Consider the following 19,213-nt stretch of genomic DNA (forward strand, 5'->3'; position numbering starts at 1 on the left):
AAAAACCGGCTTAATGCTTTTCGCAACACGTTTGCCATCTCTTCATCTAAGTGCGTAATACCAGTTCAGCATCCACCATAAATAAAATGGCATCGGCTTCTTCTACCGTAATCAGCACTTGCTTCGCTATTTCTTTCTCAACACATCTTCGCTTCCGTGTACAAAACCACCGGTATCAATTACGTTATAGTTCTTGCGTTCCAGTCGCTCACTCCGTATTGCCTGTCGCGCGTAACGCCGCTCACATCATCCACAATTGCTTTGCGCTGCACCAGCAGGCGATTAAACAATGTACTCTTGCCCACATTCGGCCTGCCAACTATTGCTACTGTAAAACCCATTTTTATTTCTGATTTATGATCTCTGATTTATTATTTTCCCGGCAGATGAACGCTGATTCATCTGCCTTTCCCGCCAGCTGGCGGATCGCTTGTACTGTTGTACATATTTGATCCCCGTCCGACCGATCATCCGGGCGGGCTATTTATTCTATGGCTCGGGCTTCGCATCCGGAAGCTTCGCATCCGGCTATTTATATTCGACCCCTTCGGGGTCGCGCTACATGAAACCTGGAATCTAAAACCATTATCACATCATCACATTAGCGAATCATCACATTAAGCGCCATACCCATATTCCTTCAAATGCAAATCATTGTCGCGCCATTTTGGTTTTACTTTTACAAATAATTCCAAAAATACTTTTCTGTCAAAAACTTTTCAATGTCAGTACGGGCAAGGGTTCCAAGCTTTTTGATCATACTTCCTTTTTCACCAATCAATATCATTTTCTGCGTTTCTCGATGCACAATAATATCTGCAACAATTTTCGTTAGTGTTTGCTTTTTCTTTAAACTCTCTTATCAGCACAGCCGTGTGATAAGGAATTTCTTCCTGCGCCAGTTCGTATATTTTTTCTCGAATCAGTTCACTTACAAAAAACTTTTCCGGCAAATCGCTAATGCTATCATCTTCGTAAAACGGTTCGCCATCCGGCAATAACTCTAAAATCGGTTGTAAGAATTTTTTATAATTGATGCCGGTCAAGGCTGATATTGCTACCAATTTTTTACAATACGGTTTTTCAGAAAAAAATCTTTAGCGCCCTGAATACGCTCTTGTCCGGCACGGTCAATTTTATTTAACACCAGCACGGCTGGAACCCGCAATTTCAACGCGCTGAAAATAGCATCACAATCTTCCCAATTATCATTTACATCAACGATCAGCAAAGCCACATCAGCATCTTCCAGCGCACCTTTTACCGATTGCATCATTTTTTTCGTGCAACTTATATTCGGGTTTAATAATACCCGGCGTATCACTGAAAATAATCTGATAATCCTTTTCGGTAAGAATGGCTTTGATACGATGTCTTGTGGTTTTGCACCTTATGTGATACAATAGCCAGCTTCTCTCCCATCAGCGCATTCAGCAAAAGTGCTTTTACCCGCATTGGGTCTTCCAAATATGTTTACAAAACCTGATTTCATTTTTTTGCTGGATTTTCAGGATTTGAAAATTTATACCCATAAATAAGTAAAACAATTATGTGCATAATTATGTATGGATAAATAGAAAATAAAAAGAATCCTTATTAGTAAAAAAATCAAGTATTGAGACTTCTTGATTGGGAAGCATCAAGTAAAAGACAACTATCGAAATAAAAAATGCCATTACATAGTGTGTATAATAGTCCTTGACCTAAAATATTCTGCACTAAAGAATATCAATAAAAACATAAAAAAAGCAAATCCTTGATACATAACCGAAGGTAAAAAGAGTACTGACCCTGGTCGAATTACGTTAATAATAATGAAAGTCAAAATAAAGCACACGGGTATTTGTATAAGTACAGCCGCAGCTAATAGTTTCCTTAATAAAATATTTGCTTTCATAAAAATAGAATTACCCCAACGAATCAGGATTTATATAACGCGGCTAAAAAGGTTGAGTTGTGTAACACAAATCAAATGTGCGACGCAAGACAGTGCCAGATATTCTTAAGCCGAAACAAAAATAAACTAATCTTCAATTCAAATAAAAAAGCCGTTCACATTTAAGCGAACGGCTATTGGTCAGTTGCGAAGCCAGGGATCGAACCTGGGTCCGCCAACTGGCGGATATGAGCTCTAACCATTAACCAGCTTCCAAATCCATTCCCGTCCCTTTGCCGTTTTTAATTCTTTTTCTCTTCTCATCGCATCAGGCTTGTTGACAAACTCTTCCTGATGAATCAAATCCCAAGGCCTAAACCTTATCGTCCATCCTTTCTTTCCTAACTCATTGTGCGATAATAACCTTTCTTTAAGGTTCGAGGTAAACCCAATGTATATCTTATCAAACGATTTGCTATGTAAAACATAAACAGTAAACATAAAAAACCGATAAACTAATCTACATAAAAAAACCCGCCAAACTACGGCGGGAAATTTGTTGCGAAGCCAGGGATCGAACCTGGGACCTTCGGGTTATGAGCCCGACGAGCTACCGCTGCTCTACCTCGCGATGCAAATATACGAGGCTTTTTTGAACCAGCAAAATGTAATTCAATTTTATTCTAAAAATAATTCTGCAGCGAATCTGGGTCCGCCAACTGGCGGATATGAGTCCGACGAGCTACCGACGCTCAACCTCGGCGTTGAAAACAAACGAGGCTTTTTGAAGCAGCAAAATGTAACCCGAAATAAATTTATTTTGCAGGCGTAATTGTAATATTCCTAAATTCTATTGGGCCATGATCTCCCTGGAAATAAAGCGGACCTGGTTCACCTTCTTTGCTGTCTAAAGCACCACCTGTAATACCCGGAATTTCCTGGTTAGTAATTACCGTTTTTCCATTGGCCACAACGGTGATCATTCTGCCAACCAAAGTAATGTCATAAGATTGCCATTCATTGGGGCCTTTGGAATTGATTTCGCTTGGCGCAATAAATCCGTAAATACCACTAAATAATACATTAGAAGGATGTTCTGATTTGTCGCTATCTAAAATTTGCAACTCATAACGGCCACGCAAATAAACACCACTGTTACTTCCTTTCTGATAACGGAATTCTACATGCAACTTAAAATCTTCAAATTTCTGATCAGTAATTAAGTTAGCGCCCGATTTTGGACTGGTTAATACACCATTTTTTACCACCCACTGATTTTCAGCGCCTACAGCTTTCCAACCTGTAAGATCTTTACCATTGAATAATTTAATAGGCGTTCCCCAAACCGGAGCCTCCGTTCTTTTTAAATAAGGCGCTTTTACACCTGTCCAATTATATTTCTTTCCATTTGGATAAACCATTGTTCCCTTCAATCCTTCACTTGTTAATTCTCCTTCAACAACAAGGTCGTTATCTTCTGACTGCCATTGCGGAGGAATAGCAAATGAAAATTTTCCATTATCGAATTTCACTTCTGACACAGGACGCGCGCTACCGTCGTCGCCAACAAAATAGCCAACTAAAGTTTTAATTCCTGATAATTTAACTTCCAACCAAGATGGTTTTTCCTGGCCATCTTTATCCATTGTGATATCCCATCTCCCGATTAGATCTTCCGATTTCATAGCCCATAGATTTAAAGTAAATAAACTGGCAATAGCAAAAACAACTACTTTTTTAAACATGAGAAAATTTTTATGATTTTGAATGCTACAAATATAATTTTTTAGAGGACGCAATTGTCCACTAATTTATATTGAAATTACTTTATTATTTTTTGATCAGACCGGGGCGGTAAGACCAGGTGCATATAGTATCTTTAATAGAATGAAAGAAAAGCATTACGAATTCAGTTATAAAGTAGCCAATAGTATTAATGATCTTGATAAGGATGATGCGGCTTTACTACAACAAGCCAGGGAACTTACGCCCATTGCTTACGCGCCATACTCAAAATTCCATGTAGCAAGCGTAGCGAGGTTAGCTAACGGCAAAGTTGTAAAAGGCACCAACCAGGAAAACGCATCTTTTCCTGTAGGAATTTGTGCCGAGCGTAGTTTGTTGGCATCAGTTGGCACCCTTTACCCAAATGAAGTGATTGAAACTATGGCTATTACTTATCAGCCACAGGAAGCTTTAGAGGGTTTAGAGGGTTTAGAGGGTTTAAGCGACAAACCCATTTCGCCATGCGGCATGTGTAGGCAGGCATTATTGGAATATGAAACAAGAGTGAACCATCCTATCAGGCTTATACTTGCAGGAATGAAAGGCACTGTTTATATTATTGATACAGCAAAGGATTTGTTGCCTTTTGCATTTGGCGAGGTTAATCTGAAATAAGTTATATTAATTCTTTCTTTTAGGGCTTACCGCCTCAACATCTGTAACATTTTGGTTAAAATTTTCGATGGCTATTTTTTGTCCATCGCAATTATAACCTTCCTGCGGAGGGATAGTGTTACATGCGACGCAAATAATATCGATAAAGTATATCCGCTCTCCTTTATAAATTCCTTTTGCTAAATAATTACAAGGCCCCGTCGCTGGAATTTCTGTACAGGTTATCTGATCTTTAAACTTTGCAATCATTTGAGCATCGCAGTCTGTGTTTACTTTATTATCCGATTTAGAACACGCCGAAAAAAGAGGATCGTTAAAAGTACAAATGTGTTTCTCATAAATATAGTTTTATACAAAAACGAGCACTTGATAGCAAACGCAACAGGTATTAAAAAAAACTAATATTCTTTTTCTATCTCAACACCTATTCGTCCCTGAAAATGTGTAAGCGGCATTTGCAATTTATATAAACTCATTTTAAGTTTAACTATTTGAGGAAATTGTTCTTTTATTTTTTCGGCTAATTGAGTAAGGAAGGCTTCGAGCAACTCTCGTGGTTGCAGCATTTCAGTTTTGGCCAACTCATAAATTTCAGCATAATTAATGGTTTCGTCTATTTCAGAAACAATAGATTCAGTTGAGAAGAACGAGGCCGAAATATTTAGTTCGAACTCATTCCCCAACTTTTTTTCTTCTTCATACATACCATGATATGCAAAGAATTGTAATTTTTCCAGATGTAGTGTAATGAGCATATTGTGCTAAGAATTACAACCCTTTCTCTCCCAAATATCTTTCCGCATCCAATGCCGCCATACAACCACTTCCGGCTGCGGTTACAGCCTGGCGATAAATTTTATCCTGCACATCACCCGCCGCGAAAACTCCTTCAACATTGGTTTTAGAAGTCCCGGGAACCGTTTTGATATAACCGGTTTCATCCATTTCAAGAAAATCTTTAAAGATATCTGAATTGGGTTGATGCCCGATCGCCACGAAAAAAGCACTGACTGGAATTTCACTCACTTCCTGTGTTTTATTATTTTTTACGCGTACTCCGGTCACTTTATTGTCTCCTAATATTTCTTCGGTTTCGGTGTTGAAATACACATTAATATTCGGTGTGTTGAAAACGCGATCCTGCATAACCTTGCTGGCACGCATTTCCTCTTTACGAATCAGCATGTGCACATTAGTTACAATTTTAGAAAGGTAAAGTGCTTCTTCCGCAGCAGTATCACCCGCACCAACAATGGCAGCTTCTTTTCCTTTAAAGAAGAAACCGTCACAAACTGCGCAAGCGCTCACACCAAAGCCATTCAATTTTTCCTCGCTCGGAAGACCCAACCATTTTGCCGAAGCTCCGGTTGAAATAATTACAGCGTCAGCTTCTATCAACTTTTCATCATCGATCCACACTTTATGAGGGTGGCCTGAGAAATCAACTTTGGTAGCTAAGCCGTAACGAATATCAGTACCCATACGTTTTGCCTGTTTCTCAAAATCAATCATCATTTCAGGTCCCTGCACACCTTCCGCATAACCCGGATAATTTTCCACTTCAGTAGTTATTGTTAACTGGCCGCCTGGTTGTATTCCCTGATACAAAACAGGTTTAAGATTAGCCCGTGCCGCATAAATAGCCGCAGTATAACCCGCTGGCCCCGAACCTATAATTAAACAATGAACTCTTTCTACATTCTCGTCTGCCATATATAATTTGATTTGAATAACTACAAAAATAGAGGTAAAAGGTTTAGCAAATGCAAGCAGAACCATAATTTAAGCGGTGCATGGATCTGATTTAAACCCAGCAAATTACTCATGATTATTAAAAGCGTCTGTTGCCTTTAAAAGTGCAGCTTCGTAACCTTTTCTATCAACAAAAGCAGCGGGATTATATTTATCACCGGGTTTACGTTTTGTATGAAGATCAAACTGACTGGCATGAGCCGCTACCCAAATATCAAATTCGAGGTTTTTCATAGCTTGCAAAGTGTACACGTAATCCTTTCTGATATTGGGATATGCAGGAATTTCCGAAAAGCCTTTATCCGTGATAATAGTTGGAATGTTGGCTATAAGCACTTTGTAGGTCTTTGTTGAATCTTTAACCTCAAGCAGATAACTACACGAACCTTTTGTATGCCCCGGATGATGCAACATGATAATTTTTGTATGGCCAAGCCTGATAATATCCTTATCTTTTAAAAGACGATCGGGAACAATCGGCTTAAACGCAACTCCTAAGTAACTCAATTCATAATCGGATTTTCCGCCGTCTTTCAGCACTGCTGCATCTCCGACATCAGCATACAATTTTGCTCCTGTTTGCATTTTAATATCAGCTAATGCACCCGCATGATCAAAATGCGCCTGATTGGTCAATAATATTTTTATATCTGTGTATTTGAAGCCCAATTTTTCAATATTCCTTTTGATTAGTGAAAGTGAACCAGCAAGACCTGTATTGATTAGAATATTTCCTTTGTTAGTTACAACTAAATAACAAGCCAGATCATACGTACCTACATAATATAAATTACCTGCAATGCGGAACGGCTCATAAGGTGTTGACCATTCTTCAGGATTATTTTTGGGTTCGTTTACTGTTTGGGCATTTAGTGAAAACAAAAAACACAAGATGGTACAAAAGGCTATAATTTTTTTCACAAGAAATGGGGTTTATTAAAATGATCTTTAACTATTTTTTTATTGGCCGGGCTGTCGAACATAACTCATCGAAATTGCGTCGCACTCTTCAATTGTAGCACATTGCCCATCCTACATTTAAATCAGATTTACCAACATTCAATAATTGCTCAAGCCTTTTCAACCGGAAGCTACGCATCCCGCCATTATTGTTTGGCTCCTTCAGAGCTTTGCCTATTCACTATTGACCATTGACCAACATTCACTCCTTATACCCCATCCCTAAATTATACATGGTAAATGCCCAAATATCTGCAGCTTCTTCAATCACTTTGCTGGTGGGCTTTCCGGCTCCGTGTCCTGCATTGGTTTCTATACGAATCAACACTGGGTTTTCACCTTTGTGATATTCCTGCAACCTTGCAGCAAATTTGAAGGAATGCGCAGGAACAACACGGTCGTCATGATCGCCTGTGGTTACAATTGTTGCCGGATAAGAAGTTCCTTTTTTTAAATTATGATACGGAGAATATTTATACAGGTAAGGAAAATATTTTGCAGAATCGGAGCTTCCGTATTCTACAGCCCAGCCCCAGCCTACAGTAAATTTGTGATAACGCAACATATCTAAAACACCAACTTGAGGAATGGCGACTTTGAAAAGATCTGGACGCTGCGTCATTACAGCGCCAACCAGCAATCCGCCGTTGCTACCACCACGAACAGCTATTTTGTTGTTGTTGGTGTATTTACTTTTTATAAGATATTCTGCTGCGCCAATAAAATCGTCAAACACATTTTGCTTGTTTAACAACATACCGGCCTTATGCCATTTTTCGCCATATTCGTTACCACCACGAAGATTTACTACCACGTAAATACCGCCCTGCTCTACAAAAAATGTATTGCTTACACTAAAGCCCGGCGTCATAGGTATATTGAAGCCGCCATATCCATACAGCAAAACAGGATTATTACCATCTTTCTTTAATCCTTTTTTATATGTTAAAAACATGGGAACTTTTGTGCCGTTTTTACTTGTGAAGAATATTTGCTCGGTTACAATATCAGCAGTGCTCATATTGATTTCAGTAGTTTTGTACAATTCTGATTTGCCACTTGCAATATCATATTTATAAATAGACGGCGGCGTAGCATAAGACGAGTAACTATAATAAAAATATTTGTCATCTTTATCTGCTCCAAATCCGCCAGCAGAGCCAATTCCAGGCAATTTTATTTCACGAATTTGTTTTCCGTTATAATCATACTGATAAATACGGCTCGATGCATCTTTCAGGTAATTGGTAAATAAATTACCGCCCCCTGTGCCAACACCCAGCAATACTTCTTTCTGTTCCGCAATAATGGTTTTCCAGTTTTCACGCGCAGGATTTTTAGGATCAACTATCACCACACGATAATTAGGTGCCTGATAATTTGTTTTCACTAATAATTTATCGCCGTTGTTCTCTATCACGTCAGATTCTGTATCAAATCCTTTTACCAGCAACTCGAATTCCGTTTGCGAATCATCCTTTAAATCACGATACCATAATTCGCCACCGCTTGTTCCTTCAGATATATTTAGAATTAAAAAACGCTCATCTTCTGTAAGTCCACAACCGTAATAACGTTTGGGATGTTCTTTATCCTGATAAATCAATTGGTCTTCGCTTTGCGCGGTTCCCATTTTATGGTAATATACTTTCTGAAACTCATTGGCCTTGCTAAGCTTTGATGTTTCATCAGGCTTATCGTAAGCGCTATAATAGAACCCTTCTTCACCTTTCCATGCCGCTCCGCCAAATTTGGTCCATTCAATTTTATCACTTAATAACTTCTTGCTTTCTACATCCATCAAGAAAATTTCCTGCCAGTCACTACCCGCTTTGGAAATAGAATACGCCAAAAGCTTCCCTGACTTGCTAAAAGAAATACCACTTAAAGCAACGATACCTTCTGTACTTAATGTATTGGGATCGATAAAAACTTCAGGCTCCGAGCTTAAATCTTTTGTACGGTACATTACAGATTGATTTTGCAATCCATCATTTTTAAAATAATAATACCAATCACCTTTTTTAAACGGAGCACCAAATTTTGGATAATTCCAGAGTTTTTCCAGCCGTTGCTCTATTTTATCGCGAAAAGGGATTTTAGATAAATAGGCATCAGTAACTTTATTTTGTTCTATTACCCATTTCTTCGTTGTTTCTGCATTGTCATCTTCCAGCCAACGATAGGGGTCTTCTACTTTTGTTCCAAAATAATCATCTGTAATGGTTTCCTTTTCAGTAACCGGGTATTGAATCTGTGCATGCATATCCATTGTAGTAAAAATCGCAATAAGTGGTAATAATTGCTTCATGTGTATGTGTTTATTTCCTTTTTAGGTCACATGGAATTTACCATAAAAATTTTCGACGTCCTGATAAAAATCTACTTGAAAATTTTTATGTCTCATTTCATGATGTTTTTATTAAAATATCATCAAAAATATTGTTTATACACAATAATTAAGTTACGGGTCATCAAAATTTAAAAACAATCAAAGTGTTTTGTACACACAACGTTATTTTTAATATATTTGATGCTTACAATTTATAAAAACCAATTATGCAACAAAGTATTTTGATTCTTGCTGCCGGAGGCCCCGCGCCCGGCATTAACACGGTAATTAGTTCTGTATCGAAGATTTTTTTAAAAGGTGGATTTAAAGTAATTGGCCTGCACGATGGTTACAAAAACCTCTTTACCGGAAACGCGTCAACACTTGATATAGATTTTGAAACGGCAGATACTGCTTTAACACGCGGCGGCTCTATTTTACGCATGAGCCGTTATAAACCCAAAAATGAAGAGTTTACAACCGATTTTTTTGTAAAAAATAACGTGAAATTATTGGTTACTATCGGTGGTGATGATACCGCTTCCACAGCTAACAGGATTTCTACATTTTTAACTGAAAATAAATTCCCGGTTCAAAATATACACGTCCCTAAAACAATTGATAACGATCTTCCTTTGCCAGACAATCAACCAACGTTCGGTTATCAAAGTGCAACTGAAGAAGGCGTAAGAATTACAAAAACCGTTTATGAAGATGCTAAAACATCTGCTAACTGGTTTGTAGTATCTGCAATGGGTCGCGAAGCTGGTCACCTGGCATTTAGCATTGGTACTTCTTGTCATTTACCAATGATCGTAATGCCGGAAATGTTTACAAAGGCTGCTTTAAACTTTGAAAACATTACTAAACTTATTGTTTCTGCTATTCTTAAAAGAAAAATATTAGGCATTAGTTATGGCGTTGCCATTGTAAGCGAAGGCATCTTCCACTTTATGACCGATGAAGTGATTAAAGAGTCTGGTGTACAATTTACTTATGATGCACATGGTCACCCTGAATTGGGTAATGTAAGTAAAGCACATATCTATAATATATTACTTCAGAATAAACTAAAAGAATTAGGTCTTGACATTAAATGCCGCCCTGTAGAATTGGGATACGAACTACGTTGTCTTCCGCCAGCAGCTTTTGATTTACAATATTGTACCATGTTAGGCACAGGCGTTAAAAAACTTTTTGATCAGGGTTTAACAGGTTGTGTTGTAACAGTAAACAATAAAGGTGAAGTTAACCCGTTGTTCTTAAAAGATGTAACCGGCGAAAATGGTAAAGTAAAAACAAGACTGGTAAATATTGAAGACGCTAAAACAAAAATGGTGATTGAAGACAATCTTCAATATTTAACAGCAGAAGATGTAGAAGCAGCGAAGCAATTCGTAAGCAATCCTGAAGAATTTGTGTTTTCGAATATCTTAAACTGGAAATAAGAACTCACTTTTCATAAGAGCTGCTTAATGCGGCTCTTATGCTTTTTATATAAACACCAATAAAACATCGTTTATTAAAAAGACAATAAATTAATATTAAAAATATCATGGCTAAAAAATTAGCATCAAAAAAACCGTTACAAAAGTTGTATCGAAGGCTGAGGAAACATTCGCCCGGACAAAGATTGTAGCTACTGTAGGACCTGCCAGTAATACTTACGACAAATTAAAAGATCTTGTAAAAGCAGGCGTCAATGTATTCAGGCTTAATTTCTCACATGGCGAGCATGACGAAAAAAAGAAAATTATTGAATACATCAGGCAAATAAATAAAAAAGAAGGTACTCATGTTGCTATCCTTGGCGATTTGCAAGGCCCTAAACTACGCGTTGGAGAAATTGAAGGTGGTGGAATGCCCGTAAGTGCTGGTGATAAATTTATTTTTACCAGCCAAAAAATTATTGGTAACAAGCAGAAGCTTTACATCCATTATCCCAATTTTCATAAAGATGTAAAAGTGGGCAATAAGATCATGATCGACGATGGAAAACTTGAAGTGATTGTAAAAAGAATATTACCTAACAATGATGTTGAAGTTCAGGTTTTATTGGGTGGATTTATTTCATCTAAGAAAGGTGTAAACCTTCCTGATACTAAAATATCGTTGCCTGCACTTACTCCAAAAGATTTGAAAGATCTGGACTTTATTATAAAAGAGCAATTGGACTGGGTAGCATTGAGTTTTGTGCGCCAAACGGAAGACATCAAAAAGCTGAGAAAAATTCTGGATAAGCATAAAAGCAAAAGTAAGATCATAGCCAAAATAGAAATGCCCGAAGCTATTCCAAATATTCGTGACATTATCAATGCTTCTGATGGTATAATGGTAGCACGCGGAGATCTTGGTGTTGAACTTCCTGTTGAAAAAGTGCCTCTGATTCAAAAGAACATTATTAAAAAATGCATCCATCGCGCTAAGCCGGTAATTGTGGCTACGCAAATGATGGAAAGCATGATAGAACGCACCAAGCCAAACCGCAGTGAAATTACCGATGTTGCCAATGCGGTATTGGAAGGCGCTGATGCTGTAATGTTAAGCGGTGAAACAGCTACAGGCTTGCATCCTACACTAGTTGTAGAAACAATGCGCAAAATCATTATGGAGATTGAGCGCACAGAATACAATTATGATTTGGATGAAGTATTACAACCTCAGCCCCACTCGCCTACTCTGACAAGTGATGCAGTTTGCTATAACGCTTGTAACCTGGCTAAAGACGTAGCTGCAAACGCTTTGATAGGAATGACACAGAGCGGTTACACCGGATTTATGTTGAGTAGCTACAGGCCCAAAGTACCTTTGTATATTTTCACCAAGCACGAAAGCCTGATCAATCAAATGAGCCTTGCCTGGGGCGTTCGCGCCTTTTTATATGATGATGATGAAAGGCAGCTTGATACCATTTTTTCTGATCAGATAAACATACTTAAGAAAAATGGCTTTTTAAACAAACACGATATTGCCGTAAGTACTGGTAGTACGCCCGTGCATTTAAAAATACCTACAAATACTATTAAGATTACGAAAATAGAGGGATAACCCTTCTTCTATGAATAGTGAAAAAGCTATACGTATTTAAACGTATAGCTTTTTTATTGTTTAACGAACGAGTTTACATAGGCACAAAAACGCCGCTTTTGTAAAGACAAAAGCGGCGTTTAAATAACATTCAAATATTTACAATTCTTTTATTTTGATATTTCTAAACCATACATTATTTCCGTGATCCTGCAAGCCGATGCGGCCTACTTTATATGTACCAAAATCTGAAGCTCCTTTAAATTTACTACCAGCAACAAGCCCTTTCCAGTTTTCATCCCACATGGTTGTGCTTATTACATGAACCTCGTTTAAATAAACGTCCAGCTTTCCATCTACACAACGTATCAAATAATGATTCCATTCCAGCGGAGCATTGGCTGCTTTTTCTTTTGCTGGAATCAGATCATATAAATCACCAGCCTGGTGTTTAAATATTCTTCCATCGGGGTGACCTTCGTTGTCAACAATCTGTATCTCAGGTCCTGTTTCCCACATCCACCTGTATTTATCTTTATTCTCATTACTGTAAATAATTACGCCGCTATTACCGTTTTTGTCAATTTTCCAATCCAGCTGTAGTTCAAAATTCCGGTATTCCTTATCACTGACGATATCTCCACCGGTTTTAGGTGTTCCGTCTTTATTAGCATCTAAGTATAAAGTTCCATTTGCCGTTTTCCATGCTGTCCCAATAGTTTTTGAGCCATAGCCATGCCATCCGTCAGATGTAGTGCCATCAAATAAAAGTTTCCAGCCTGCTGACTTTTCCTGCTCAGTTAACACGTTTGCCGCTGCTTCCGGCGCTGGTGCAGGGGCTGGATTTGCCGGTTCAGTTTCTGGCGCTGGTGTTGCCGGGGCGGGCGCTGGCGCCGGTGCAGCGGTCGGAGGTGTATTTCTGTATACTTTAGGCGCGCAAGAATACACAATAAACGCCGACGCAGCGATACACGCAATGGATGCTATTTTATTCATTTTTACTTAAGATTTAATAATTGCGAGAGTACAAAAAGGATTTTGCAGATCGTGATTAAACTAACTTACAGAAACCTTTTTTATTTTTTCAGAAGGAGAATGTATTGTACCATTTCTTTTGCCTCCTGCTCAGAAACATTCGGATGCGGTGTCATTGGAATTTCGCCCCAAACACCAGAACCGCCTTCAATGATTTTTTTAGAAAGCTCTGCTATTTTAGCATCATCAGCACCTGCGTATTTATTCGCTACTTCCCTATATGCAGGACCAGTAAGCTTTTCATCGATTTTATGGCAAGTAGGACATTGATATTTTCCTGTAAGCTCAAGGCCTTTTTGATAAACAGGATTAGATGATAAATCTCCTGATTCGGATGTTGTTGATGTCGACGTAGATGCAGATCCTTCACCTTCAGATTTCTTGTCAGTTTCTCCTCCACCGCATGCGGCTATAACAGATAAAATAGATAACGAGAGTAAGATTTTCTTCATATAAAAAATATTTGTAGCTAAAGTATAAATTATTATTCAAGGCCTAACACTTTTTTATTAAAATCAGTGTCAGTACCAGTTGCTGCAAAATCATCAAAAGCTTTATCAGTAACCCTTATGATGTGATTCTTGATAAACTCCGCCCCTTCTCTGGCTCCATCTTCCGGATGCTTAAGACAGCATTCCCACTCCATCACAGCCCAGCCTTTATAGTCGTATTCAGCGAGTTTAGAAAATATCGTTTTGAAATCCACCTGACCATCGCCTGGGCTACGATATCGCCCCGCTCTTTTAAGCCAACTTTGATAACCACCAAAAGTTCCTTGTTTACCAGTTGAATTAAATTCTGCGTCTTTTACATGAAATGCACGTATGCGTTCATGATAAAAATCTATATATTGTATATAGTCTAATTGTTGCAACACAAAATGGGAAGGATCATAAAGCAAACAAGCTCTTGCATGATTATTCACCTTTTCTAAAAACATCTCATATGTTTCACCATCAAAAAGGTCTTCTCCAGGATGAATTTCATAACAAACATCTACGCCGCATTCATCAAAATAATCCAGGATAGGTGTCCATCTTTTTGCTAATTCAGTGAATCCTTCATCAACCAAGCCAGCCGGTCTTTGCGGCCAGGGATGAAACGTGTGCCACAATAACGAACCGCTAAAAGTAGCATGGGCATTGAGTTCCAGGTTTTGAGATGCTTTCGCTGCGTATTTCAATTGTTGTACAGCCCACTCTGTTCTGGCTTTTGAGTTGCCACGAAATTCTGGCGGTGCAAAGCCGTCAAAAAGGTCGTCGTATGCAGGATGCACAGCTACCAATTGCCCCTGTAAATGCGTTGAAAGCTCAGAAATTTCAAGACCGCAAGACAATGCAAGACCTTTTATTTCATCGGTGTAGTTTTTACTTTCCGCTGCCAGCTTCAGATCAAAAATATTAGGATCGCTAGTCGGAATCTGCACTGCCACAAAACCTTTTTCTGCAGCCCAAAGACAAATCGATTCGAAATTGTTGAATGGGGGTTTGTCGCCAAGAAATTGGGCAAGGAATATTCCAGGACCTTTTAATGTTGTCATGAAAATCGTTTTTATATTGAGCGATAAATCTATAAAAATAATTTTGATTAGCCGACCTCTAAAAAATTATTTAAGAAGTTTTAACCCTTTGAAAGATACTTTTGTTTACTTTAGAATATATATCTATCTACATAATTCTTAATGAAACCCTCTCAATATAAGCTGCTTAAAAAAATTTCGAGCCTAGTAGCCCGCATTAAATACCCAAAAGTACCTGAAGCATATTTTTATTTCTTTAGAGATACGATCGTTTGCAAAATAGTGCAGCAGAAATATTTTTTTCAGATTATATCAAAAGAAAAAAATACAAGATTATTGATTTTACAGGAGAGTTTGGAAATGAAATACAATACGCAATACCCCACGCCTACTGGCATTATAAAAATGGAACACTTAAGCAGACTATTTCCTTTGGAGATACTAAAGAACTATATTTCTTTTCAGAAGACCACTTAGAGCTGCATACCGAAAGAAAGAATGAAGGAAACTATAATTTTGAACTTCCGAGAATATTATATAGCCAGGACTATAATATGGAGAAGTGGTTGCCGGTTCCTTTTAAAGAGAAATACAAAAATGATATTTATCGTTATGATAAACCTATACTAATTATACAAACAGATATAATACAGAATGGGACGGGCCTCCTGTTTCTTATTTTAGTATTGAGATTTTAGATAAGATGATTTCTTTTTTGAAGGATAGATATCAAATCATTTATAACAGGCCGCAGGCAAAAGATATAGTTAATGATAACAGTATCATTTATGATCTAAATGAACTGGCCTGGTTGAAAGAGAAACATCCTGAAGTTTTATATCTTGGCGATATGTACAGTGAAAATAAAATTGAGGCTAAAAATTTTAATCACTTCCAGTTATGTGTGTATGCCAATTGTGAAAATTTCATTTCAATTCACGGAGGAACAGCTACTCTTGCCAGCTATTTTCAAGGTAAGAACCTGATCTTTTCCAAAAAAGGGCCTGAGCATTATTTTAAATGTTATCAGAATTTATATCCACAATTTTCCGGCGCTGCAATATATCATGCTAAAACGGAATCAAGCTTATTAAAATATGTATCTGATCTTTTTTAAATCATTTACAAAATCTGTCCCCTTAACAAATCTTCAAAAACATCTCTTTTACGAATAAGACGTGGCTTTCCATTTTCTACTAATACTTCCGCAGGTTTAAAACGCGCATTATAGTTGCTCGACATTTCAAAGCCATAAGCACCTGCATTATAAAACACAAGCAAATCTCCTTCCCTCACTTCTGCCAAAGGCCGTGACCAGGCAAATGTATCCGTTTCGCAGATATTACCGGTGATGGTATATTCTTTCTCCGCACCGTCAGAATTAGTGATGTTTTCTATGCGATGATAAGAGTCATAAAACATAGGACGAATCAGATGATTGAAACCACTGTTAATACCGGCAAAAGTTGTAGCAGAAGTTTCTTTCAACACATTCACTTTGGTTACAAAATAACCACATTCACTTACCAGAAATTTACCCGGCTCAAACCATATCTGCAAGTGTTTGGTTAACTCATTCGATTCAAAAGTTTGCAACACTTTTTCTGCCAGTTCTTCAATATTAATAGAAGGATCGTCGTCCTTGTAAGCCACTTTAAAGCCACCTCCAAGGTCAATAGATTTTAATTGAGTAAAATGTGGAATGATATCAAACAGAACTTCAATACCTTTCACAAACACATCAACATCTTTGATATCACTTCCGGTATGTATGTGAAGATTGGTGATGTTTATATCATACGCTGATACAACTTGTAGCAGTTCATCTAATTGATCGACAGGAATTCCAAACTTACTTTTATCATGGCCTGTGGAGATCTTCAGATTACCCCCGCCATAATATTGGGCCGCAGGCGAACACCTACAGGGTAGCTGCTTCCAAACGTCTTCCCGAACTTTTCAAGATTTGAAATACTGTCTATATTAATAATAACGCCCAATGATTGTGCTTCTTCAATTTCATCAAAGCCAATACCGTTACTAGTGTACAATATATTGCGCGGTTCAAAACCTGCGTGTAAAGCCAGATTCACCTCATTAATGGAACTACAATCAATATTACATCCTTCACTTTTCAGCACCTTTAAAATGTTTATGTTCGTCAGTGCTTTGCAGGCATAAAAAACCTCACCTTATCGCTTTTAAAAGCCGTAGTCAATCTTTTATACTGCGCTGCAATCTTATCAGCGTTGTAAACATACACAGGTGTACCAAATTCATTTGCAATTTCTGAAAGCTGTGTGCGACTTAATACGTGTTCCATAATAATAGATATAAAAAAAGCAGTAATATTACTGCCAATGCTTACATTTCTTTATTTGTATAAATTTTGTTTAATAAGCAGGCTCGTCTTCATCGCCCTCCTTCTTCTCTTCTTCTTCTGATTCTTCATCTTTTGCTTCATTACCAGGAATCTCTTCCGTAACCTGTTTTTTCTCATCATCAAATGGCACTTCATCATCAGGTTGTTCAGCATCATCTTCATCTTCATCAGATAAAGCATCTTCTTCACGTGGCCCCTCTTCTTCCTGAATTACTTCATCTGTTTCAACTATCTCAATAGATCCCGCTTCCTGATTCATTATTGCATTTTCAATTAATTCCCCATTTTCAGAAACAGCTAACGGATTACCATCCTCATCCATTTCAGTTTCAGGCACCGTTTCACCATTTACAATCGCACTTGGTTCTACCATTTGCTCAGCCAGCACTTCCTTTATTTTCGGTAGCTCGTCCGAAGAATTAATTCCAAAATAATCCATAAATGCTTTTGATGTAGCATATACCAAAGGGTGGCCGGGCATTTTCTCATTGCGCCGCTTATCACGATCAATTCTTTTTCCAATAATTTCTGAATAGCATAATCGGCACTTACGCCGCGTATCGCTTCTACTTCTCCTTTGGTAACCGGTTGCTTATAAGCTATAATAGCCAATGTTTCTAAAGCCGCTGCCGACAAGCGTTTCATGAACTTATCACCATTCAGCTGAGCAATTGTTTTGTGATATTCTTTTTAGTTAAGAACTGCCATCCTCCGCCGCTTTGTACTATTTCAAAAGGATAAAATTCGGAAACATATTTTTCTTTTACACCATCAACTGCCGCCTCAACCTGGTCGAGGGTGATTTTATCTTCCATAAAACCAAAAGCACTATTAAGCAACTCGGTAACCTCTAACGTTGTTAAAGGTTTTTCGCTTGCAAAAATCAGCGCTTCAATATGTGGAATTAATTCGGCTATTTCCATCGGAAATAAAATTGGTCTTTTTTTATTAACCCTGCAATGCAGCCGCACCGCTTACGATTTCTGTAAGTTCGGTTGTAATGGCCGCCTGTCTTGCGCGGTTGTAAGAGAGCTTTAAATTCTTCAGCATCTCATTGGCATTCTCACTCGCCTTATCCATCGATGTCATACGTGCACCATGCTCAGATGCATGAGAATCCAAAACGGCTTTGTATAATTGCGTATTTAAAATCTTAGGCATCAGTTCTGCAATCAATTCAGCCTTATTAGGATCAAATATAAAATCGGCTTTAGGAGCTCCTTTTTGATTTTCTACTTTTGGAATAGGTAAAAATTGTTCAGCAGTAAACAATTGCGTAGCCGCATTTTTAAACTGGCTGTAAACAATTTCGATAGCGTCGAATTGTTTCTCTTCATAAGCCTTCATCGCCGCGTGAGAAATTTTATGTACATTATCGAAGCTAAGGCTCAGGAAAATATCCTTATGTTCGTCGTTTGTTTTGTATCCAAATTTAGTCAACGCCTCATACCCTTTTTTACCAAGGTTCCAGATAGTAACATTACCTTTATCAAACTGATTCTGATATTTTTCACGAATCACCTTTCTTGCCAGTTTTACCACATTCGAGTTAAAAGCACCTGCCAAACCGCGATCGCTGGTAATTACAATCAGCAATACTTTTTCAACCGGCCTTTCTTCAGCCAAAGCCATTTTAATTTCGCCATCGCTATTGCTCACAATATTGCTTAACACATCCTGCAATTTTTGCGCGTAGGGGCGCATCTGCACAATAGCGTCCTGGGCACGACGAAACTTAGCAGCACTCACCATTTTCATGGCTTTTGTAATTTGCTGCATGCTCTGCACAGATGATATACGATTTCGAACTTCTTTTAACTGGCCTGCCATTCTTTAGAATCTTTGGTTTTCAGGGCGCAAAAGTACGTGCAAAACGCCAATTATCAATAAATATGTGGAAAACGTTTTTATGGCGCCAGCTTTGTACAA

The 19,213-nt window shown here is 38.0% G+C and carries 26 protein-coding genes, 1 tRNA gene and 1 pseudogene; 6 read left to right on the plus strand and 22 right to left on the minus strand.

What is annotated here, in order from left to right; translation table 11 throughout:
• Positions 1-179: 179 nt before the first annotated feature.
• The 7 genes from MKP09_RS14435 to MKP09_RS14455 form a co-directional block, all read right to left on the minus strand.
• A complete protein-coding gene (locus MKP09_RS14435) occupies positions 180-341 on the minus strand; it encodes a GTPase (RefSeq protein ID WP_317235354.1) in 162 nt (53 codons plus the stop codon).
• A gap of 338 nt (positions 342-679) precedes the next feature.
• A complete protein-coding gene (locus MKP09_RS28195) occupies positions 680-787 on the minus strand; it encodes a KH domain-containing protein (RefSeq protein WP_394801079.1) in 108 nt (35 codons plus the stop codon).
• Positions 771-1,064 carry an ERA-like protein 1 gene (locus MKP09_RS14440; protein ID WP_240830713.1) on the minus strand — a complete coding sequence of 98 codons (294 nt, stop codon included), beginning with the start codon at positions 1,062-1,064 and terminating at the stop codon, positions 771-773. Before MKP09_RS14440 ends, MKP09_RS28195 begins: the two co-directional genes overlap by 17 nt.
• Positions 1,058-1,276 (minus strand): GTP-binding protein, encoded by a 219-nt coding sequence (locus MKP09_RS14445; protein WP_240830714.1) that lies wholly within the window; start codon positions 1,274-1,276, stop codon positions 1,058-1,060. Before MKP09_RS14445 ends, MKP09_RS14440 begins: the two co-directional genes overlap by 7 nt.
• Positions 1,239-1,403, minus strand: coding sequence for a GTPase (locus MKP09_RS28200; protein ID WP_394801080.1), 165 nt, complete (start codon positions 1,401-1,403; stop codon positions 1,239-1,241). Before MKP09_RS28200 ends, MKP09_RS14445 begins: the two co-directional genes overlap by 38 nt.
• A gap of 728 nt (positions 1,404-2,131) precedes the next feature.
• On the minus strand, positions 2,132-2,377 hold the full coding sequence (locus tag MKP09_RS14450) for a GIY-YIG nuclease family protein (protein ID WP_240829792.1): 246 nt from the start codon (positions 2,375-2,377) through the stop codon (positions 2,132-2,134).
• A gap of 58 nt (positions 2,378-2,435) precedes the next feature.
• Positions 2,436-2,507: transfer RNA gene (locus MKP09_RS14455), tRNA-Met, on the minus strand.
• Between the two features lie 21 nt (positions 2,508-2,528).
• Here MKP09_RS14455 and MKP09_RS14460 point away from each other — a divergent pair.
• Entirely contained in the window at positions 2,529-2,708 is a 180-nt protein-coding gene (locus tag MKP09_RS14460; protein WP_240829780.1) for a hypothetical protein, read from the plus strand.
• Here MKP09_RS14460 and MKP09_RS14465 read toward each other — a convergent pair.
• Positions 2,692-3,621, minus strand: a complete 930-nt coding sequence (locus MKP09_RS14465) for a 3-keto-disaccharide hydrolase (protein WP_240829777.1) — start codon at positions 3,619-3,621, stop codon at positions 2,692-2,694. The two genes, MKP09_RS14460 and MKP09_RS14465, sit on opposite strands and share 17 nt — an antisense overlap.
• Positions 3,622-3,763: 142 nt before the next feature.
• On the opposite strand from MKP09_RS14465, the gene MKP09_RS14470 reads away from it, so the two are divergent.
• A complete protein-coding gene (locus MKP09_RS14470; RefSeq protein ID WP_240830715.1) occupies positions 3,764-4,276 on the plus strand; it encodes a cytidine deaminase in 513 nt (170 codons plus the stop codon).
• Positions 4,277-4,282: 6 nt separating this feature from the next.
• On the opposite strand, the gene MKP09_RS14475 is transcribed toward MKP09_RS14470, so the two are convergent.
• From MKP09_RS14475 to MKP09_RS14495, 5 genes are all read right to left on the minus strand, one after another.
• A complete protein-coding gene (locus MKP09_RS14475; protein WP_240829766.1) occupies positions 4,283-4,525 on the minus strand; it encodes a hypothetical protein in 243 nt (80 codons plus the stop codon).
• 149 nt (positions 4,526-4,674) lie between these two features.
• Entirely contained in the window at positions 4,675-5,031 is a 357-nt protein-coding gene (gene folB, locus MKP09_RS14480; RefSeq protein ID WP_240830716.1) for a dihydroneopterin aldolase, read from the minus strand.
• Between the two features lie 13 nt (positions 5,032-5,044).
• Positions 5,045-5,989 (minus strand): thioredoxin-disulfide reductase, encoded by a 945-nt coding sequence (trxB, locus tag MKP09_RS14485; RefSeq protein ID WP_240829758.1) that lies wholly within the window; start codon positions 5,987-5,989, stop codon positions 5,045-5,047.
• 105 nt (positions 5,990-6,094) lie between these two features.
• Positions 6,095-6,949, minus strand: coding sequence for a subclass B3 metallo-beta-lactamase (gene bla, locus MKP09_RS14490; RefSeq protein WP_240829749.1), 855 nt, complete (start codon positions 6,947-6,949; stop codon positions 6,095-6,097).
• A gap of 241 nt (positions 6,950-7,190) precedes the next feature.
• Positions 7,191-9,299 carry a prolyl oligopeptidase family serine peptidase gene (locus MKP09_RS14495; RefSeq protein WP_240830717.1) on the minus strand — a complete coding sequence of 703 codons (2,109 nt, stop codon included), beginning with the start codon at positions 9,297-9,299 and terminating at the stop codon, positions 7,191-7,193.
• Positions 9,300-9,547: 248 nt separating this feature from the next.
• Between MKP09_RS14495 and MKP09_RS14500 the strand changes: the two genes are divergently transcribed.
• Both MKP09_RS14500 and pyk read left to right on the plus strand, forming a co-directional pair.
• Positions 9,548-10,768 (plus strand): 6-phosphofructokinase, encoded by a 1,221-nt coding sequence (locus tag MKP09_RS14500; protein ID WP_240829747.1) that lies wholly within the window; start codon positions 9,548-9,550, stop codon positions 10,766-10,768.
• A gap of 124 nt (positions 10,769-10,892) precedes the next feature.
• The gene (gene pyk / locus MKP09_RS14505; protein ID WP_240831494.1) at positions 10,893-12,368 is read left to right on the plus strand and encodes a pyruvate kinase; all 1,476 of its coding nucleotides are present in this window, start codon (positions 10,893-10,895) and stop codon (positions 12,366-12,368) included.
• 138 nt (positions 12,369-12,506) lie between these two features.
• On the opposite strand, the gene MKP09_RS14510 is transcribed toward pyk, so the two are convergent.
• From MKP09_RS14510 to MKP09_RS14520, 3 genes are all read right to left on the minus strand, one after another.
• A complete protein-coding gene (locus MKP09_RS14510) occupies positions 12,507-13,343 on the minus strand; it encodes a 3-keto-disaccharide hydrolase (protein WP_240829735.1) in 837 nt (278 codons plus the stop codon).
• Between the two features lie 80 nt (positions 13,344-13,423).
• Positions 13,424-13,834 carry a c-type cytochrome gene (locus tag MKP09_RS14515; protein ID WP_240829733.1) on the minus strand — a complete coding sequence of 137 codons (411 nt, stop codon included), beginning with the start codon at positions 13,832-13,834 and terminating at the stop codon, positions 13,424-13,426.
• A 32-nt stretch (positions 13,835-13,866) separates the two neighbouring features.
• Entirely contained in the window at positions 13,867-14,922 is a 1,056-nt protein-coding gene (locus tag MKP09_RS14520; RefSeq protein ID WP_240830718.1) for a sugar phosphate isomerase/epimerase family protein, read from the minus strand.
• Between the two features lie 251 nt (positions 14,923-15,173).
• Between MKP09_RS14520 and MKP09_RS14525 the strand changes: the two genes are divergently transcribed.
• Positions 15,174-15,599, plus strand: coding sequence for a hypothetical protein (locus MKP09_RS14525; protein ID WP_240830719.1), 426 nt, complete (start codon positions 15,174-15,176; stop codon positions 15,597-15,599).
• Positions 15,600-15,616: 17 nt separating this feature from the next.
• Positions 15,617-16,018: a hypothetical protein gene (locus tag MKP09_RS14530; RefSeq protein WP_240830720.1), complete on the plus strand. Its 402-nt coding sequence runs from the start codon at positions 15,617-15,619 to the stop codon at positions 16,016-16,018.
• A gap of 5 nt (positions 16,019-16,023) precedes the next feature.
• Here the strand turns inward: MKP09_RS14530 and MKP09_RS26270 are convergent, their stop codons facing one another.
• The 6 genes and pseudogenes from MKP09_RS26270 to atpG form a co-directional block, all read right to left on the minus strand.
• Positions 16,024-16,785 carry a diaminopimelate decarboxylase family protein gene (locus MKP09_RS26270; protein ID WP_317235377.1) on the minus strand — a complete coding sequence of 254 codons (762 nt, stop codon included), beginning with the start codon at positions 16,783-16,785 and terminating at the stop codon, positions 16,024-16,026.
• Entirely contained in the window at positions 16,782-17,042 is a 261-nt protein-coding gene (locus MKP09_RS26275) for a type III PLP-dependent enzyme domain-containing protein (protein ID WP_317235355.1), read from the minus strand. Before MKP09_RS26275 ends, MKP09_RS26270 begins: the two co-directional genes overlap by 4 nt.
• A gap of 20 nt (positions 17,043-17,062) precedes the next feature.
• Positions 17,063-17,224, minus strand: a complete 162-nt coding sequence (locus tag MKP09_RS14545) for a hypothetical protein (RefSeq protein WP_240830721.1) — start codon at positions 17,222-17,224, stop codon at positions 17,063-17,065.
• A 70-nt stretch (positions 17,225-17,294) separates the two neighbouring features.
• Positions 17,295-17,723 (minus strand): hypothetical protein, encoded by a 429-nt coding sequence (locus MKP09_RS14550; RefSeq protein WP_394801081.1) that lies wholly within the window; start codon positions 17,721-17,723, stop codon positions 17,295-17,297.
• Positions 17,678-18,207, minus strand: a pseudogene (gene scpB, locus MKP09_RS28205) (SMC-Scp complex subunit ScpB). Before scpB ends, MKP09_RS14550 begins: the two are co-directional and overlap by 46 nt.
• A 25-nt stretch (positions 18,208-18,232) precedes the next feature.
• Positions 18,233-19,114, minus strand: coding sequence for an ATP synthase F1 subunit gamma (gene atpG, locus MKP09_RS14565; RefSeq protein WP_240830725.1), 882 nt, complete (start codon positions 19,112-19,114; stop codon positions 18,233-18,235).
• Positions 19,115-19,213: the final 99 nt, after the last annotated feature.

Source organism: Paraniabella ginsengisoli, from assembly GCF_022513635.1.
GTDB lineage: Bacteria > Bacteroidota > Bacteroidia > Chitinophagales > Chitinophagaceae > Niabella > Niabella ginsengisoli.

What these genes read in the sequence shown, in the direction of transcription:
- MKP09_RS14435 (WP_317235354.1), bottom strand. Translation starts at nt 341, where the DNA reads ATGGGTTTTACAGTAGCAATAGTTGGCAGGCCGAATGTGGGCAAGAGT.
- MKP09_RS28195 (WP_394801079.1), bottom strand. Translation starts at nt 787, where the DNA reads ATGATATTGATTGGTGAAAAAGGAAGTATGATCAAAAAGCTTGGAACC.
- MKP09_RS14445 (WP_240830714.1), bottom strand. Translation starts at nt 1,276, where the DNA reads ATGATGCAATCGGTAAAAGGTGCGCTGGAAGATGCTGATGTGGCTTTG.
- MKP09_RS14450 (WP_240829792.1), bottom strand. Translation starts at nt 2,377, where the DNA reads ATGTTTACTGTTTATGTTTTACATAGCAAATCGTTTGATAAGATATAC.
- MKP09_RS14465 (WP_240829777.1), bottom strand. Translation starts at nt 3,621, where the DNA reads ATGTTTAAAAAAGTAGTTGTTTTTGCTATTGCCAGTTTATTTACTTTA.
- MKP09_RS14470 (WP_240830715.1), top strand. Translation starts at nt 3,764, where the DNA reads ATGAAAGAAAAGCATTACGAATTCAGTTATAAAGTAGCCAATAGTATT.
- MKP09_RS14475 (WP_240829766.1), bottom strand. Translation starts at nt 4,525, where the DNA reads ATGATTGCAAAGTTTAAAGATCAGATAACCTGTACAGAAATTCCAGCG.
- folB (WP_240830716.1), bottom strand. Translation starts at nt 5,031, where the DNA reads ATGCTCATTACACTACATCTGGAAAAATTACAATTCTTTGCATATCAT.
- trxB (WP_240829758.1), bottom strand. Translation starts at nt 5,989, where the DNA reads ATGGCAGACGAGAATGTAGAAAGAGTTCATTGTTTAATTATAGGTTCG.
- MKP09_RS14495 (WP_240830717.1), bottom strand. Translation starts at nt 9,299, where the DNA reads ATGAAGCAATTATTACCACTTATTGCGATTTTTACTACAATGGATATG.
- MKP09_RS14500 (WP_240829747.1), top strand. Translation starts at nt 9,548, where the DNA reads ATGCAACAAAGTATTTTGATTCTTGCTGCCGGAGGCCCCGCGCCCGGC.
- MKP09_RS14510 (WP_240829735.1), bottom strand. Translation starts at nt 13,343, where the DNA reads ATGAATAAAATAGCATCCATTGCGTGTATCGCTGCGTCGGCGTTTATT.
- MKP09_RS14515 (WP_240829733.1), bottom strand. Translation starts at nt 13,834, where the DNA reads ATGAAGAAAATCTTACTCTCGTTATCTATTTTATCTGTTATAGCCGCA.
- MKP09_RS14520 (WP_240830718.1), bottom strand. Translation starts at nt 14,922, where the DNA reads ATGACAACATTAAAAGGTCCTGGAATATTCCTTGCCCAATTTCTTGGC.
- MKP09_RS14545 (WP_240830721.1), bottom strand. Translation starts at nt 17,224, where the DNA reads ATGGAACACGTATTAAGTCGCACACAGCTTTCAGAAATTGCAAATGAA.
- MKP09_RS14550 (WP_394801081.1), bottom strand. Translation starts at nt 17,723, where the DNA reads ATGGATTATTTTGGAATTAATTCTTCGGACGAGCTACCGAAAATAAAG.
- atpG (WP_240830725.1), bottom strand. Translation starts at nt 19,114, where the DNA reads ATGGCAGGCCAGTTAAAAGAAGTTCGAAATCGTATATCATCTGTGCAG.